The organism is Nocardioides zeae (assembly GCF_030818655.1).
Lineage (GTDB): Bacteria > Actinomycetota > Actinomycetes > Propionibacteriales > Nocardioidaceae > Nocardioides > Nocardioides zeae_A.
This window is the reverse complement of the sequence record NZ_JAUTAN010000001.1, coordinates 1,790,728-1,806,793: the sequence shown is the minus strand read 5'-3', so window position 1 is coordinate 1,806,793 and position 16,066 is coordinate 1,790,728. Positions and strand designations below refer to the sequence as shown.

Here is a 16,066-nt window from a genome sequence, read left to right as displayed (position 1 = left end):
CCCTCGCCCCTCGGTCCTCAGCCGATCACGACCACGAGGTCCCCGCCCTCCACGGCCCGGGTGCCGTTGACGGCCAGGCGCCGCACGGTGCCGGCGCGGGGAGCCGTGATCGAGGCCTCCATCTTCATGGCCTCGATGGTGGCGAGGGTGGCACCGGCCTCGACCGTGTCGCCCTCGGCGACCACGACGGTGAGCACGCCCTGGAAGGGGGCCGCGACGTGGCCGGGATCCGTCGGGTCGGCCTTCTCGCCGGCCTGGTCGTCGGCCTCGATCGAGCGGTCGCGGACGGCGATGGGACGGAGCTGGCCGTTGATGGTCGCCATCACGGTGCGGTAGCCGCGCTCGTCGGCGTCGCTGACGGCCTCGAGCCCGAGGATGAGCGTCTTGCCCTCGGCGAGGTCGACGAGGTGCTCCTCACCCTGGCGCAGCCCGTGGAGGTAGTCGCTGGTCGCGAGGCGCGAGACGTCGCCGTACTGCTCGCGGGCGGCCTCGTACTCCCGCGTCGGGCCGGGGAACAGGAGCCGGTTGAGCGCGGCGCGACGGGTCGGTCCGGTCTCCGTGAGGAGGGCGGCGTCCTCGGCGGCGAGGTCGGCGTCGGGCGCGGTCCAGGCGCGACCGGCGGGAGAGGAGAGCGCCTTGGTGCGGAAGGGCTCGGGCCAGCCGCCGGGCGGGTCGCCGAGCTCGCCGTGGAGGAAGCCGATGACGGAGGCGGGCAGATCGTAGGAGCCGGGGTCGTCGGCGAAGGCCTGCGGGTCGACGCCCTGGCCGACCAGGGCGAGGGCGAGGTCGCCGATGACCTTGGACGAGGGCGTGACCTTGGGGACGTTGCCGAGGATGTCGTTGGCGGCGGCGTAGGCGTCCTCGACGGCCTCGAACTTGTCGGCGAGGCCGAGGGCGATCGCCTGCTGGCGCAGGTTGGAGAGCTGGCCGCCGGGGATCTCGTGGCGGTAGACGCGGCCGGTCGGGGAGGCCAGGCCGGACTCGAAGGGGGCGTAGACGCGCCGCACGGCCTCCCAGTAGGGCTCGAGCGCGGAGACGCCGGCCAGCGACAGCCCGGTGTCCCGGGGGCTGTGGTCGGTGGCCGCGACGAGCGCGGTCAGCGAGGGCTGGCTGGTGGTGCCGGCCATCGTCGCGGTGGCCGCGTCGACGGCGTCGACCCCGGCGTCGATCGCGGCGAGGAGGGTCGCGAGCTGGCCGCCGGCCGTGTCGTGGGTGTGGAGGTGGACCGGCAGGTCGAAGCGCTCGCGGAGCGCGGTGACGAGGGTGCGGGCCGCGGGGGCGCGGAGCAGGCCGGCCATGTCCTTGATGGCGAGCACGTGGGCGCCGGCCTCGACGATCTCCTCGGCCAGCCGCAGGTAGTAGTCGAGGGTGTAGAGCCGCTCGTCGGGGTTCGACAGGTCGCCGGTGTAGCACAGGGCGACCTCGGCCACCGTCGTGCCCGTGGCGCGGACGGCGTCGATCGCGGGGCGCATCTGGGCGACGTCGTTGAGCGCGTCGAAGATGCGGAACACGTCGATGCCGGTCGCGGCCGCCTCGGCGACGAACGCGTCGGTCACGGCCGTGGGGTACGGCGTGTAGCCGACCGTGTTGCGGCCGCGGAGCAGCATCTGGAGGTTGACGTTCGGCACCGCCTCGCGCAGCTTCGCGAGCCGCTCCCAGGGGTCCTCGGACAGGAACCGCAGCGCGACGTCGTAGGTCGCGCCGCCCCAGGCCTCGATGGACCACAGCTCAGGGAGCAGCCGGGCGGTGGGCGCGGCGGCGGCCACCAGGTCGCGGGTGCGGACCCGGGTGGCGAGCAGCGACTGGTGGGCGTCGCGGAAGGTGGTGTCCGTGACCGCCACCTGCGTCTGGGCGCGCAGCCGTCGCGCGAGCTCCTCGGGGCCCAGGTCGGCCAGCAGCTGCCGGCTGCCGTCGGGCGCCGGGGCGTCGAGGTCGACCTCGGGGAGCTTGAGCGCCGGGTCGAGCACCGCGACGGGGGAGCCGTGCGGCTTGTTGACCGTGACGTCGGCGAGGAAGTTGAGCAGCTTCGTGCCGCGGTCGCTCGACGACTTCGCGGTCAGCAGCTCCGGGTGCGTCTCGATGAAGCTGGTGGTGATGGCGCCGCCGGCGAAGTCGGGGTCGGCGAGCACGGCCTGCAGGAACCCGATGTTGGTCTGCACGCCGCGGATGCGGAACTCGGCGACCGCGCGGCGGGCCTTCTCCACCGCGAGCTCGAACGTGCGGCCGCGGCAGGTGAGCTTGGAGAGCATCGAGTCGAAGTGGGGGCTGATCTCGGCGCCGGCGTACGTCGTGCCGCCGTCGACGCGCACGCCCGGGCCGCCGGGGGAGCGGTACGTCGTGATCTTGCCCGTGTCGGGCCGGAACCCGTTGGCGGGGTCCTCGGTGGTGATGCGGCACTGCAGCGCCGCGCCGCGCAGCCGGATCGAGTCCTGGCTGAGCCCGAGGTCCTCCAGGGTCTCCCCGGCGGCGATCCGCAGCTGCGACTGCACGAGGTCGACGTCGGTGACCTCCTCGGTCACCGTGTGCTCGACCTGGATGCGGGGGTTCATCTCGATGAAGACGTACTCGCCGTCGGGGTTGAGCAGGAACTCCACCGTGCCCGCGTTGCGGTAGCCGATCGCCCGCGCGAACTTCACCGCGTCGGCGCAGATCCGGTCCCGCAGCGCGGGGTCGAGGTGCGGCGCCGGCGCGATCTCGACGACCTTCTGGTGACGCCGCTGCACCGAGCAGTCCCGCTCGAAGAGGTGGATCACGTTGCCGGCGCCGTCGGCCAGGATCTGCACCTCGATGTGGCGCGGTTCGACGACGGCCTGCTCCACGAACACGGTGGGGTCGCCGAAGGCCGCCTCACCCTCGCGCATGCAGGTCTCGACCGCCTCCCGGAGGTGCGCCGGATCGTCCACGCGACGCATGCCGCGCCCGCCGCCACCGGCGACCGCCTTGACGAAGAGGGGGAACGGCAGCGCTCCGGCGGCCTCGACGATGGCGTCGACGTCGGTCGACGGGTCCACGGACGCCAGCGTCGGGACACCCGCCGCCTTCGCCGCCGCGATCGCACGCGCCTTGTTGCCCGTCAGCTCGAGGATGTCGGACGAGGGGCCGACGAAGGTGATGCCCGCCTCCGCGCAGGCCTCGGCCAGCGCGGGGTTCTCCGAGAGGAACCCGTAGCCCGGGTAGATGGCGTCGGCGCCCGCGCGCACGGCCGTCTCGACGACGAGCTGCGCGTCGAGGTAGGTGCGCACCGGGTGGCCGGGCTCGCCGATCTCGTAGGCCTCGTCGGCCTTCAGGCGGTGCTCCGACCCACGGTCCTCGTGGGGGAACACGGCGACGGTCCTCACGCCCAGCTCGTACGCCGCACGGAACGCCCGGATCGCGATCTCGCCGCGGTTGGCCACCAGCACCTTGGAGAACATGGCCAGACCCTAGCGATCGATCGGGGGGCGTGGTGGCAGGGTCCCCCGCTCGTGGACCGGGGGTGGGGTCAGGAGCGTTTGCGGAGCTCGACCGGGCGACGGGACGTCGGCCGCCTGGGCGCGCGGGCGAGGAAGCCGCGGCCCGCCCGCATCCGGACGAGCCCCGCCAGCACCCACACGGCGGCGACGATCGGTAGACCGACGAGGAGGCCGAAGGCGATGCCACCTCCCGGACCGCCGTAGTAGTCCGACGTCGACCGCTCCTCGAGGATGTCCGGTGGGACCGAGCCGAGCCACTCCGTCAGGGAGAGGCCGGCATCCCCCAGGAAGGTCGGCTCCCGCTCGAAGCTCTCCTCGTAGTCGGGGAACCGGTTGTTCCACCCGTCCGTGGTCGCGACGCTGCTGTCGTCCGGCCCCTGCCAGAGCACCAGGACCGTCGGGTCCGTCAGGCCGTCCAGGATCTGTTGGGCGGGCGAGAGGGTCGGGTGGTCGTACCCGGCCTTGGTCGACGGTTGCCACACGACGATGCGCACCGGGAGGTCGCGGTCCTCGATGAGCTCCTCCAACGCCGCCTCGTCGCGCTCGCTCAGCATGCTGCGCCCGTCGGGACTGACGTAGACCGGGCCATCGGCAAGAGCCGCGACCGCAGCCTCGACGCGGTCGCCGGGTTCCGGGACCGAGAACGGCTCGGCCCCCGCCATGCGCAGCACGACGACGGCCGCGGCCGCCGCGCCGAGCAGCAGGGCGACCGCGAGGTGCGCGAACGGGGAACGAAGCATCCTCATCGCGTCTCCCTGAGGTGGTCGAGCACCTGGAAGGGCAGGTCGTCGACGACCGCGCCGTACCCCGTGCGCGCCCAGACGGTGTCCCGTTCGTAGTACGGCCGCCGCCCGTCCCGCAGCGGCGCGATCGTGGCGAGCTCCCGGCGTGCGCAGATCGAGCAACAGGCCACGTCGAGGGAGGTGTCGGCCACGGGCACGCGGCGACGCTTCACGCCGCGGCCGTGCCGTGGGTCGAAGAAGCACGGGCGGTACGGCGCGTTCCGCCCGCGGGCGTTCTCGAGCGCGAACGACGCGCTCCGGGCCAGGACGAGTGCGCCCACCAGGTCCGGGACGTCGCGGTCGCGGGCGTCGACGCGCGCCAGCACCAGGCGGGCCGCCTCGTCGGACGCGTCGATGCGGGCCCACCGTGCCTCGTCGAACGCCCCGCGGTCGAGGGTCGCGCGCTGCTCCGCGACCGCGTCCAGCTCCTCCTCGACCCGTGCCCGCAGGGCCACCGGCGAGAGCGTGGTCGACTGGTCGCGCAGCCGCTGCTCGGGCACCGGGCGGTCGGCGAGCGTCGGGCGCGCGCCCCACGTGGCTGCCTGTCGTGCGAGGACCCAGGTCGCCCCGGCGGCCACCACGAAGGCCATGGTCCCGAACGCCCAGTAGGCACCGGGGTCGGGAGGCTGGTGGTCGTAGGAGCTCTCCCACCGCGGCGGCGACGCCCACGGGCTGGTCCGTGCGTAGACGTCGTACTCGTCCTGGCCGAAGCCCTCGCCCTCGCGGAGCTGGATGTCGAGGGCCATGGCCAGGTTGCCGGCGTCCGACGGGAGCAGGCTGCCGTCGTAGGTGCCGTTCGCGTAGGTGTCGGGGGCGAGGCCCTCGACCGTCCCGTAGACGGGGGTGTCCGGCACACCGATCGCCACGACCTCGCCGCTCGTGTGACCCGGGTCGACGTCGATGACGTAGTAGCCGTCGCCGAGCCCCTCCTGGCTGGACAGGAGGAGGGCGAGGTCGCGCTCGGGATCGTCGCCCGCCGAGGGAGGCATCGGCACCATCACGACGAAGACCTGGTGCTCGGTCTGGCCGACCAGCTCCCTGAAGCCGTCGCGCACGGCCTGCGTGGCCCCGTTGCCGAACATCGGATCGACCAGCACCGGGTCCGCCCGCAGCGCCTCGGCGACCTCCGTGGGCGTGGGCGGGTAGGGGAGCCCTGTCCCGAGCACCCCGGCGTCTCCCTCGGCCGTCACCCTCGACTCCTGATCAAGGTGAGCAGGTCGGGCTGCAGCGCGCCGTACCCCGTCGATGCCCACGGCTCGCGGTTCGTCTCGAAGTAGTGCTCGGCGCGTCCGTGCTCCACCACGTCCAGGATGTCGGGGCGACGACCCGCCTTCAGGTCCGCGTGGCAGCGGTCGCACACCGGCGCGTCGACCCGGAACCGGCCGTGCGTGACGGTGTCCTGGCGACGCCCGGTCCCGTGCAACGGGTTGAGGAAGCAGGGGGTCGTGAACACCAGCCCCTTCCGGCGCCGCGTGGCCGCCAGGGCCTGCTCGCCACGGTCGGCGAGGACGATGGCCCCGACGGCGTCGAGGACGTCGGGCTCGCTGCCGTCGTCGGGCACCAGACGTCCCGCGGCCTCGTAGTGGTCGAGGGCGCTCTGCCACGTCTCCGCGTCGTCGCGCGGACCCAGCTTCGCGCCGTCGATGCGCTCGCCGAGCACGACGACCGCGGAGCGAGCCCGCCGGCGCAGCTCGTCGGCCTCCGCCTCCCGCACGCGGGACAGCACCGAGTCGGGGAGGGCGAAGGTACGGCGGGATCCCCGGCGGCGGGACGCGGCGACCACGACGGCCACGACCACCAGGGCGGCGACGACGCCGCCGACGAGGGGGAGGGACGGCCCGTCGCCCTCGCCCGCTGCGCCCGGTGCGCTCGACGTGGAGCTGGCGTTCGTCTCGTTGGCCCGGTTCAGACCGTCGGACCCGTCGTCCCGGATCGTGGCCGCATCGCCCTCGGCGAGCCTGTCGGCCAGCTCCTGCAGACCGGCGGCCAGCTCGAAGGGTGTGCCGTCGCCGCCGCCGTGCCCGTAGGACAGGAAGAGCTCCGCGGGGAACTCGAGGTCGTCCGCGCCGTACTCGCTCGACAGCTGCGGTGAGACGTCGCCCCACTGCTGGAAGGCCAGCCGGAGCTCCGCTGTCTCGGTGTAGGGGTCGTGGGGGTCCTCGTCGCGCGGGCCGACGTAGTCGACCCCGACGTAGAGACCGGCGGAGTCGACGCCCGCGCGGTCCCGAGCCTGCTTGACCAGGGTGAGCAGGTCTGCACCGTGGTTGCTGGTCGAGGCGGGCGGCACCTCGAGGACGACGAAGAGCCCCAGGTCGTTCTCGGTGATCGTGGCCGCGAGGTCCGCGGCCGCCGCGTCGCTCAGCCATGCCTCCGTGCCGGGGGCGCGGTAGACGGGACTGGTCTCCAGCGCCGCCGCGATCTCCGCCGGGTCGTCCTCCGCCACCTGCTGCCCCCTCGCCCGTTCGTCCGCCTGCCGGCCCGCCGTCCCTTCCCGGCCGGTCAGCGCGGGACACCCATCCTCGACCACCGGTCTGGACCAGCGCGCAACCGGGTCCGGCCCCCGAGGGGACCGGACCCGGACGGAGGCCGGCGAGCGCTCAGGCGGAGGCGGCGCGCAGCTTCTCGAGCAGCGGCTCGGCGGCCTCGTCGAGGAACCGGTCGACCGAGTCGCCCCCCACCTGCACGAGCGCGACGTCGGTGAAGCCCGCCTCCCAGAACGGCTTGACCGCCTCGACGATGGCGTCGAGGTCGGGGCCGCACGGGATGTTCTCGGCGACGTCCTCGGGCCGCACGAACTGCGTGGCGCCCGCGAAGCCGGCCGTCGTCGGCAGGTCGGCGTTGACGGACCAGCCGCCGGCGAACCACCGGAACTGCTCGTGCGCCCGCTCGACGGCGGCGTCGCGGTCGGGGTCCCAGCAGATCGGGATCTGGCCGATGGCACGACCGGGCGAGCCGATGGTGGGCGCGCCGTCGGTCGCGTCCCACGCGGACAGCAGGTCGGCGTCCGGCTCGGTGGCGACGAGGTGGTCGGCGAGGGGTCCGAAGCGGCGTACCGCCTTCTGCCCACCCACCGCGACACCGATCTGGACGGGCTCGTCGGGGAGGTCCCAGACCCGGGCCGAGTCGATGCGGAAGTAGTCGCCCTCCCACGTCGTCAGCTCGCCCGTGTGCAGGGCCCGGATGATCTCGATGGCCTCGACGAGCATGTCCTGCCGCGCGTCGACGCTCGGCCAGCCCTGGCCGACGACGTGCTCGTTGAGGTTCTCGCCCGCGCCCAGGCCGAGGGTGAAGCGCCCGTCGGAGAGCAGCCCGAGGGTCGCCGCCTTCTGGGCGACCACCGCGGGGTGGTAGCGGATCGTCGGGCACGTCACGTAGGTCATGAGGTCCACCCGCTCCGTCGCGTGGGCGACGGCGCCGAGCACGGACCAGGCGTACGGCGCGTGGCCCTGCGCCGACAGCCAGGGGAAGTAGTGGTCGCTGGCGACCTCGAAGTCGAAGCCGATCCGCTCCGCGGCGACGGCGTGGCGCACGAGGTCCTTCGGGCCGGACTGCTCGGTCATGAGGGTGTATCCGAATCGCGTCATGCCGTCAGCGGACCACCTCGCCCCAAAGGGTGGGGCGACGGCCACGCCCGCCGGGGTCACGGCCGACGGTGGAGCACGGCCACGAACGCCACGAGGCCGGACCCCGCTGGGGGTCCGGCCTCGCGTCAGACGCGGTGCGGGGTCAGTCCTTGAGCTCGCACACGACGGCGCCGTTCGCGACCGTCGCGCCGACCTCGGCGGCCAGGCCGGTGACCGTGCCGGCCTTGTGGGCCTTCAGCGGCTGCTCCATCTTCATCGCCTCGAGGACGACGATCGTGTCGCCCTCGGCGACCGTCTGGCCCTCCTCGACGACGACCTTGACGATGGTGCCCTGCATGGGGGAGGCGACGGCGTCGCCGGACGCCGCGGCGCCGGCCTTCTTGCCGCCCGAGCGCTTGGGCTTCTTGGCGCCGCCCGCGGCGGGACCGGCGGCGATCCCGCCGAGACCGGCCGGGATGACGACCTCGAGGCGGCGACCGCCGACCTCGACGACGACCTTCTGGCGCTCGCCCTCGTCGTCGGCCTCACCCGGCGTGCCGCCGAAGGGCTCGATCTGGTTGTCGAACTCGGTCTCGATCCACTGCGTGAACACGGTGAACTCGCCCTCGCCGGATGGGGTCGACGAGCCGACGTACGCCGGGTCGTTGAGCACCGTGCGGTGGAAGGGGATCACGGTGGGCATGCCGTCGACGACGAACTCGTCGAGCGCGCGGCGCGAGCGCTCGATCGCCTGCGTGCGGTCGCGGCCCGTGACGATCAGCTTCGCGATGAGGGAGTCGAACGAGCCCGGGATGGTCTCGCCGTTCTCGTAGCCGCCGTCGACGCGGACGCCGGGACCCTGCGGCGGGTTCCACGCCGTGAGGGTGCCGGGGGCCGGCATGAAGTTGCGGCCGCCGTCCTCGGCGTTGATGCGGAACTCGATGGAGTGCCCACGGATCTCGGGGTCGCCGTAGCCGAGCTCCTCGCCCGCGGCGATGCGGAACATCTCGCGCACGAGGTCGATGCCCGTGACCTCCTCCGAGACGCAGTGCTCGACCTGGAGGCGGGTGTTGACCTCGAGGAAGGAGATGGTGCCGTCCTGGGCGACGAGGAACTCGCAGGTGCCGGCGCCGTAGTAGCCGGCCTCCTTGAGGATGCGCTTCGACGACTCGTAGAGCTCGGTGAGCTGGGCGTCGGTGAGGAACGGCGCGGGGGCCTCCTCGACGAGCTTCTGGTTGCGGCGCTGCAGCGAGCAGTCGCGGGTCGAGACGACGACCACGTTGCCGTGCTGGTCGGCGAGGCACTGCGTCTCGACGTGGCGCGGCTTGTCGAGGAACTTCTCGACGAGGCACTCGCCGCGGCCGAACGCCGTGACGGCCTCGCGGACCGCCGAGTCGTAGGCGTCGGGGATCTCCTCGAGCGTGCGGGCGACCTTCAGTCCACGACCGCCACCGCCGAAGACCGCCTTGATGGCGACCGGGAGGCCGTTCGCCTTGGCGAACTCGACGACCTCGTCGGCGTCGGCGACGGGGTCCTTGGTGCCGGGGGCGAGGGGTGCGTTCGCGCGGGCGGCGATGTGCTTGGCCTTCGCCTTGTCACCCAGGGCCTCGATGGCGGCCGGCGGCGGGCCGATCCAGGTGAGACCCGCGTCGATGACGGCCTGCGCGAAGTCGGCGTTCTCGGCGAGGAAGCCGTAGCCGGGGTGCACGGAGTCGGCGCCCGACTTCTCGGCGACGGCGAGGATCTTCGCGATGTCGAGGTAGGAGTCCGCCGGGGTCGCGCCCTCGAGGGAGTGGGCCTCGTCGGCCAGTCGCACGAAGAGGGCGTCGCGGTCGGGCTCGGCGTAGACGGCCACGCTGCCGATGCCGGCGTCCTTGCAGGCGCGGATGACGCGCACCGCGATCTCACCGCGGTTGGCGATGAGCACGCGACGCAAGGGCTTGATCTCGGGCACGGTCACTCCTCGAGGGTCTCGGTCGCGGTGCCACACCCGGGCACCGCCGGAGGGGAGTCTAGGGGCAACCGAGCGAACGATCGCCACGGGATCCGGTCCGTGGTACCTACTCCTTGGTACGGCGTACCACCTGGCTCGGGCGGCCGACACGGTGGGCGACCTGCGAGCGCGGGGCGACACGCGGATAACCTCCTGCCCATGGGGAGACGCTGGCGACGCCTGGCCGCCGAGGTGGGCAAGTTCAGCCTCGTCGGTCTCGTCGCCACGGCGGTCGCGGTCGTCCTCTTCAACTGGCTGCTCCACGGCTTCCTCCAGGGCGAGGCGCTGCTGGAGGACCGCCCCCTGTCGGCCTACGTGCTGGCCAACACCATCGGCATGCTCATCAGCTACGGCGGCACCCGCCGCTGGGTGTTCAAGCACCGCGCCGCGGCCACGGCGGACGGCGGGTTCACGGCGTACGTCGTCATCAACGTCGCGACGATGTCGCTGCCCGTCGCGTGCCTCTGGTTCAGCCGCACCGTGCTCGGGCTGACGGACCCGGTCGCCGACAACGTGTCCGCGAACGTCATCGGCCTGACGGCCGGCTTCGTCGCGCGGTTCTACCTCTTCCGCAGGTTCGTGTTCAGCACCCCGGCGCAGCCGCTGGCGGTCACCGCGACCACAGGTCCGTCCAGCGGTGCCCCATCTCGGCGAGCACGGTCCTGAGCAACGGCACGCTGACGCCCACCACGTTGTGCGGGTCCCCCTCGACGCCGCGCACGAACGCCGCCCCGAGGCCCTCGAGCGTGAACGCGCCCGCCACGTGCAAGGGCTCCCCGGTCGCGACGTAGGCCCGCACCTCCGCCTCGTCCACCTCCGCGAACTGCACGGCGGTCGTGGCGACCCGGGTACGCCGCTGGCCGGTCGCCGTGTCGACGAGCGCGTGCCCCGTGTGGAGCAGGCCGGTGCGGCCGCTCATCCGGGCCCACCGCGCGACCGCGTCCTCGGCGTCACGGGGCTTGCCGTGGGCGACCCCGTCGAGCTCCAGCACCGAGTCGCAGCCCAGCACGAGGGCTCCCGCCGGCACGTCGGGGCGCACCGCGACGGCGTCGCGCTTCAGCTCGGCGAGCGTCCCGGCGAGGTCCGTCGGCGCCAGGTGCTCGAGGCCCGACTCGTCCACCCCCGAGACGATCACGACCGGTTCGACGCCCGCCGTCCGGAGCGTGCGCAGGCGGGCGGGGGACGCGGAACCGAGGACCAGGGTGGGCACGGGCGCCAGCATGGCAGGGGATGTGAGGAATGTCGGTGGCTCCACCTACGTTGGCTGCACGGACCAGTCGGGCCGATCGGGCGAGCCCGGTCCGTCAGATCGAGGAGGAGTCGCGCGCGTGGCACCAGGGGAGACCGCACGACCGTCGGCGACACGGGCGGGCCTGCGGGTGCTGGGGGTCGCGATCCGGCGGGAGCCGTGGGTCTTCACCCTCGCGACCCTGGGCAGCGTCCTGTTCGGCGCGCTGACGGTGGCGGACGCCTGGGTGCTGGGGTGGTCGACGGACCACGTCGTGCTCCCCGCGTTCCGCGACGGCGAGATCGGCGCGGGCCTCCTCGTCGTGGTGGTCGCGCTCTTCGTCGGCGTCGCGATCCTGCGAGCCGTCGGCATCGTCGCCCGTCGCCTCGGCGCGGGGATCATGCAATACCGCATGGAGGCGCACGACCGGCGTGCGGTGACGCGGCAATACCTGGCGCTGCCCATGTCGTGGCACCACCGCCACCCCACCGGCGTGCTGCTCTCCAACGCGAACGCCGACGTCCAGGCCGCCTGGGGTCCCGTCGCGCCCCTGCCGATGGCCGTGGGCACCGTGGCGATGATGGTGATCGCCGTCGTGCAGATGGTGGTGACGGACCTCGTGCTGGCCCTCGTCGGCCTCCTCGTCTTCCCGGCCGTCATCGTCGTCAACCTCTGGTTCCAGCGCGTCACGTCGCCGCTGATGACGCGCGTGCAGGAGCTGCGCGGCGTGGTCAGCGAGATCGCCCACGAGTCGTTCGACGGTGCCCTGGTCGTGAAGACCCTCGGCCGCGAGTCCGAGGAGACCGAGCGGTTCCGGCAGCGCAGCGAGGAGCTGCGCGACGTCGCGATCCGCGCAGGGCGGCTCCGGGCTGCCTTCGACCCGATCCTCAACGCCCTGCCCAACGTGGGGGTGCTCCTCGTGCTCGTCGTGGGCGTGGCCCGCGTGCTCGACGGGTCCAGCGAGCCCGGCGCCGTCGTGACGGTGGCCTACCTGCTGACCGTCGTCGCGTTCCCCATCCGCTCCATCGGCTGGCTCCTGGGCGACCTGCCGCGCAGCGTCGTGGGCTACGACCGCGTGCGGCGCGTGCTGCACGCCGAGGGTGGCCTCGACTTCGGCGACGACCGTCTCGCGAGCCCCGGCCCCGGTGCGCGGCTGGAGGTCGAGGGCGTCCGCTTCGGGTACGCCGCGGACGCGCCCGTGCTCAGCGACGTCAGCTTCACGGTCGAGCCGGGGCGCACCGTCGCGGTCGTCGGGCCGACGGCCGCCGGCAAGAGCACGCTGACCTCTCTGCTGACCCGCCTCGTCGACCCGCAGGCGGGAGCCTTGCGGGTGGACGGCACCGACCTGCGCGACCTGGCCTACGGCGCGCTCGCCGACGCCGTCGCCGTGGTCCAGCAGACCGCCTTCCTGTTCGACGACACGGTGCGCGGCAACGTGGCGCTGGGTCTCGACGTCGACGACGCCGAGGTGTGGGCGGCGCTCGAGACCGCGCAGGCCGCCGACTTCGTGCGCCGGCTGCCCGCCGGTCTCGACACCGAGCTGGGGGAGCGGGGCACCACCCTGTCGGGCGGCCAGCGGCAGCGCCTCTCCCTCGCCCGGGCGCTCGTGCGGCGCCCCCGCCTGCTCGTGCTCGACGACGCGACCTCGGCCGTCGACCCGGAGGTGGAGGCGCGCATCCTCGCGGCGCTGCGCAGCGACGACCCGGAGCACGACGCGCCCGCCGCGGGCACCACGCTCGTGGTGGTCGCCTACCGCAAGGCCACCATCGGCCTCGCCGACGAGGTCGTCTTCCTCGACGAGGGCCGCGTCGTCGACCAGGGGCCGCACGACGAGCTCCTGACGCGCAACGCGGCCTACGCGCGGATCGTGACCGCCTACGACCACGACCCCGAGGCGCCGGACTCACCGGACCGCGCGTCGAGCCCCGCCGAGGAGGCGCTCCGATGAGCACGACGACGCCCGGTCCGGCCAGCGCCCCGACCCCGGGCTCGGCACGCGCCCGGGCCGCCACCGCCGTCGTCTCCGGCGAGGAGATCGGCGCGATCGCGACCATCCGACGCGGGGTGCGGCACTCGCCGGAGCTGGCCCACGGCATCCGGGTGACGCTGCTGCTCGCCGTCCTGGCCACGGCCGGCCAGGTCGTCGTGCCCGTCGCCGTGCAGCAGACGCTCGACCGGGGCATCAACGCCCCCGGCGGCACCGACGTCCGGTTCACCGTCGTGATGGCGCTCCTCGCCACCGTCGCCGTGGTCGCGACGGGCGTGGCGTCCTACCTGATGACCTACCGCCTCTTCCGCGCCGCCGAGACGGGGCTCTCGTCGCTGCGGGTCAAGGCGTTCCGCCACGTGCACGACCTGCCGCTGGGCACGCAGGACACGGAGCGGCGCGGGTCCCTGGTGTCCCGGGTGACGAGCGACATCGACCAGGTCAGCCAGTTCATCGTGTTCGGCGGCGTGCTGCTCGTGGTGAGCGTCGGCCAGGTGGTCGTCGCGACGATCGTGATGGCGGTCTACAGCTGGGAGCTGACCCTCGTGGTCTGGCTCTGCTTCGCGCCCCTCTTCCTGTCGCTGCGGTACTTCCAGCGCCGGCTCTCGGAGGCGTACGGCGTGGTCCGCCGCCAGGTGGGGCTCATGCTCTCCGCGATCGCCGAGCCGGTCGTGGGCGCCGCGGTGGTGCGGTCCTACGCGGTCGAGGGGCGCACCCAGGCCCGCATCGACACCGCCATCGACACCTACCGGGCAGCCGCCGTGCGCGCCCAGGGCTTCACCGCGGTGTCGTTCTCCCTCGGCGGCATCTCCGCCGGCCTCGCCAACGCCGGCGTCATCGTCATCGGCGTGCTGCTCGGCATCGCCGGTCGGATGACGGCGGGCGAGATCCTGGCGTTCGCCTTCCTCGTCACGCTGTTCGTCGGCCCCGTGCAGATGGGCACGCAGATCCTCACCGACGCCCAGAACGCGATCGCCGGGTGGCGTCGCGTCATCGGCCTCCTCGACACCCCGGCCGAGCTCGTCGACCCGGGTCCGGAGGGCGCGAACCTCCCCGACCGGGCCGTCGACGTCGAGCTCGACGACGTCTGGTTCGCCTACCCGGGCGGCGAGCCGGTCCTGCGCGACGTGTCGCTCTCGATCGCCGCCGGACGCCGCGTGGCCGTCGTGGGCGAGACCGGCTCGGGCAAGTCCACCATCGCCAAGCTGCTCACGCGGCTCGTCGACCCGACGTCGGGGTCCGTCCGCCTCGACGGCCTCGACCTGCGCGAGGTGCGCGGATCGTCGCTGCGCCGTCGGGTCGTGCTCGTGCCGCAGGAGGGGTTCCTGTTCGACGACACGGTGCTCGCCAACGCACGCTACGGCGACCTCTCCGCTGACGAGGCGCGGGTGCTCGCCGCCGCCGCCGAGATCGGGCTGGACGACTGGATCGCCGGCCTGCCCGACGGGGTGCACACCCGGGTGGGCCAGCGGGGCGAGTCCCTCTCGGCGGGGGAGCGGCAGCTCGTCGCGCTGCTGCGCGCGCACCTGGCCGACCCCGACCTCCTCGTGCTCGACGAGGCGACGAGCGCCGTCGACCCGGCGCTCGAGATGCGCATCAACCGCGCGCTGGAGCGCCTGATGGCCGGACGCACCGCCATCACGATCGCCCACCGGCTCTCGACGGCGGAGAAGGCCGACGACGTCGTCGTCGTCGACGCGGGTCGCATCGTCCAGCACGGGCCCCACGCGGAGCTCGTGGCCGAGGAGGGGTCGGTCTACGCCCGGCTCCACGCCTCCTGGGTCGCACAGCGGGCGGTGGCCTCGTGAGCGGGGTCGGGACCACGACCGCCAGCGGGGATACTGGACCGGTGAGCAGCCTGGCCCCCGAGATCGCCGCCCGTCTCAAGCGCACCGCCGACGGGCTCGTCCCCGCCGTCGTGCAGCAGCACGACACCGGCGAGGTGCTCATGCTCGGCTGGATGGACGACGAGGCCCTCGCCCGCACGCTCGGCACCGGTCGCGCGACGTACTGGTCGCGCTCGCGCCAGGAGTACTGGGTGAAGGGCGAGACCTCCGGCCACCGCCAGTGGGTGAAGGACGTGCGGCTCGACTGCGACGGCGACACCCTGCTGGTGAAGGTGGACCAGGAGGGCGCGGCCTGCCACACGGGCGACCGCACGTGCTTCGACGCCGTGCGGCTGGGTCCGGCATGACGGGCGACGCACGACGGACCTTCGGCCCGGTCGTGCTCCTCGGCCTGGCGGCGAGCGGTCTCGTCGCCTTCGGTGGCACCCGGGCGTGGGTCGACACCGGCGGTGCGACCGGCGGCGTGAACGGGCTCGGCCAGAGCGGCATGGCCACCACCGCCGACCTCGGCACGTCCCCGCTGGCGGGCGCCCTCGGCCTCGTGCTGCTGGCGTGCTGGGGCGTCGTGCTGGTGACGCGCCGCTGGTTCCGGCGCGCCGTCGCCGTGCTGGCGGTCGTCACCGCCCTCGGGGTCGTGGCCACGGTCGTCACGGGCGCACGCACGCTCCCCGACGACGTCGCCGCCCAGCTGGCGAGCACGGGCCAGTCGGTCGAGCCGACCCTGGCGCCCTGGCTGTTCGTGACCGGCGCGGCCGCCGTCGTCGTCGCGCTGGCCGCCGCCGCGGCCGTGCGCCTGGCTCCGGCCTGGCCGGAGATGGGGTCGCGGTACGACGCGCCCGCCGACGCCACCGAGGCCGCCGCCGTCGAGCAGCCCCGCACGTCGCTCGACCTGTGGAAGGCGCTCGACGAGGGGCACGACCCCACGCGCTGAGCCGCCCGCCGCGGCTCTAGGATGGACCCCGGGCCGCACGGCTCGCCCGACCGCTCGAACCCGATCACCGAGGAGCACACGATGGCCAACAACCACGGCAACACCCCCGCGGCCTGGACCGGGGTGTCGGTGGCGATGGTCGGCTTCGTCGTGGGTGCCGTCGGCCTCATGCTCGACCCCATCAGCCTGCCGGTGTTCTACGTGGGCCTGGCGCTCGCCGTCGGCTCGTTCTTCCTCTTCCTCGTGATGGCCAAGATGGGCCTGCACGAGGAGAAGCACTGAC

General features: G+C 73.6%; 13 protein-coding genes. 6 read left to right on the top strand and 7 right to left on the bottom strand.

All coding sequences use genetic code 11. The features are described from left to right. Positions 1 to 17: 17 nt before the first annotated feature. The 6 genes from QE405_RS08595 to QE405_RS08570 all read right to left on the bottom strand — a co-directional run bounded on the left by QE405_RS08595 (position 18) and on the right by QE405_RS08570 (position 9,751). Positions 18 to 3,413, bottom strand: coding sequence for a pyruvate carboxylase (locus QE405_RS08595; RefSeq protein ID WP_307199774.1), 3,396 nt, complete (start codon positions 3,411 to 3,413; stop codon positions 18 to 20). Positions 3,414 to 3,481: 68 nt separating this feature from the next. Further along, positions 3,482 to 4,198 (bottom strand): hypothetical protein, encoded by a 717-nt coding sequence (locus QE405_RS08590; protein ID WP_307199773.1) that lies wholly within the window; start codon positions 4,196 to 4,198, stop codon positions 3,482 to 3,484. Then, on the bottom strand, positions 4,195 to 5,424 hold the full coding sequence (locus tag QE405_RS08585; protein WP_307199772.1) for a hypothetical protein: 1,230 nt from the start codon (positions 5,422 to 5,424) through the stop codon (positions 4,195 to 4,197). Before QE405_RS08585 ends, QE405_RS08590 begins: the two co-directional genes overlap by 4 nt. Next, entirely contained in the window at positions 5,421 to 6,677 is a 1,257-nt protein-coding gene (locus QE405_RS08580) for a hypothetical protein (protein ID WP_307199771.1), read from the bottom strand. The genes QE405_RS08585 and QE405_RS08580 overlap by 4 nt, the downstream gene beginning before the upstream one ends. Before the next feature lie 154 nt (positions 6,678 to 6,831). Beyond that, positions 6,832 to 7,818 carry an LLM class F420-dependent oxidoreductase gene (locus tag QE405_RS08575; RefSeq protein WP_307199770.1) on the bottom strand — a complete coding sequence of 329 codons (987 nt, stop codon included), beginning with the start codon at positions 7,816 to 7,818 and terminating at the stop codon, positions 6,832 to 6,834. 142 nt (positions 7,819 to 7,960) lie between these two features. Next, positions 7,961 to 9,751 carry an acetyl/propionyl/methylcrotonyl-CoA carboxylase subunit alpha gene (locus QE405_RS08570; protein WP_307199769.1) on the bottom strand — a complete coding sequence of 597 codons (1,791 nt, stop codon included), beginning with the start codon at positions 9,749 to 9,751 and terminating at the stop codon, positions 7,961 to 7,963. Between the two features lie 198 nt (positions 9,752 to 9,949). Here QE405_RS08570 and QE405_RS08565 point away from each other — a divergent pair, with 198 nt between their 5' ends. Next, on the top strand, positions 9,950 to 10,456 hold the full coding sequence (locus tag QE405_RS08565) for a GtrA family protein (protein WP_307199768.1): 507 nt from the start codon (positions 9,950 to 9,952) through the stop codon (positions 10,454 to 10,456). On the opposite strand, the gene QE405_RS08560 is transcribed toward QE405_RS08565, so the two are convergent. Next, positions 10,401 to 11,000, bottom strand: coding sequence for a Maf family protein (locus QE405_RS08560; protein ID WP_307199767.1), 600 nt, complete (start codon positions 10,998 to 11,000; stop codon positions 10,401 to 10,403). The two genes, QE405_RS08565 and QE405_RS08560, sit on opposite strands and share 56 nt — an antisense overlap. Before the next feature lie 118 nt (positions 11,001 to 11,118). Here QE405_RS08560 and QE405_RS08555 point away from each other — a divergent pair, with 118 nt between their 5' ends. The 5 genes from QE405_RS08555 to QE405_RS08535 are packed head-to-tail and all read left to right on the top strand — an operon-like array spanning position 11,119 to position 16,065. Next, a complete protein-coding gene (locus QE405_RS08555; protein ID WP_307199766.1) occupies positions 11,119 to 12,966 on the top strand; it encodes an ABC transporter ATP-binding protein in 1,848 nt (615 codons plus the stop codon). Continuing rightward, positions 12,963 to 14,813, top strand: a complete 1,851-nt coding sequence (locus QE405_RS08550) for an ABC transporter ATP-binding protein (protein WP_307199765.1) — start codon at positions 12,963 to 12,965, stop codon at positions 14,811 to 14,813. The genes QE405_RS08555 and QE405_RS08550 overlap by 4 nt, the downstream gene beginning before the upstream one ends. 41 nt (positions 14,814 to 14,854) lie before the next feature. Continuing rightward, the gene (gene hisI, locus QE405_RS08545; protein WP_307199764.1) at positions 14,855 to 15,199 is read left to right on the top strand and encodes a phosphoribosyl-AMP cyclohydrolase; all 345 of its coding nucleotides are present in this window, start codon (positions 14,855 to 14,857) and stop codon (positions 15,197 to 15,199) included. Next, positions 15,196 to 15,783: a Trp biosynthesis-associated membrane protein gene (locus QE405_RS08540; RefSeq protein ID WP_307199763.1), complete on the top strand. Its 588-nt coding sequence runs from the start codon at positions 15,196 to 15,198 to the stop codon at positions 15,781 to 15,783. The genes hisI and QE405_RS08540 overlap by 4 nt, the downstream gene beginning before the upstream one ends. A gap of 21 nt (positions 15,784 to 15,804) precedes the next feature. Further along, positions 15,805 to 16,065, top strand: coding sequence for an HGxxPAAW family protein (locus QE405_RS08535; protein WP_307199762.1), 261 nt, complete (start codon positions 15,805 to 15,807; stop codon positions 16,063 to 16,065). Position 16,066: the final 1 nt, after the last annotated feature.

What these genes read in the sequence shown, in the direction of transcription:
- QE405_RS08595 (WP_307199774.1), bottom strand. Translation starts at nt 3,413, where the DNA reads ATGTTCTCCAAGGTGCTGGTGGCCAACCGCGGCGAGATCGCGATCCGG.
- QE405_RS08590 (WP_307199773.1), bottom strand. Translation starts at nt 4,198, where the DNA reads ATGAGGATGCTTCGTTCCCCGTTCGCGCACCTCGCGGTCGCCCTGCTG.
- QE405_RS08575 (WP_307199770.1), bottom strand. Translation starts at nt 7,818, where the DNA reads ATGACGCGATTCGGATACACCCTCATGACCGAGCAGTCCGGCCCGAAG.
- QE405_RS08565 (WP_307199768.1), top strand. Translation starts at nt 9,950, where the DNA reads ATGGGGAGACGCTGGCGACGCCTGGCCGCCGAGGTGGGCAAGTTCAGC.
- QE405_RS08550 (WP_307199765.1), top strand. Translation starts at nt 12,963, where the DNA reads ATGAGCACGACGACGCCCGGTCCGGCCAGCGCCCCGACCCCGGGCTCG.
- QE405_RS08540 (WP_307199763.1), top strand. Translation starts at nt 15,196, where the DNA reads ATGACGGGCGACGCACGACGGACCTTCGGCCCGGTCGTGCTCCTCGGC.
- QE405_RS08535 (WP_307199762.1), top strand. Translation starts at nt 15,805, where the DNA reads ATGGACCCCGGGCCGCACGGCTCGCCCGACCGCTCGAACCCGATCACC.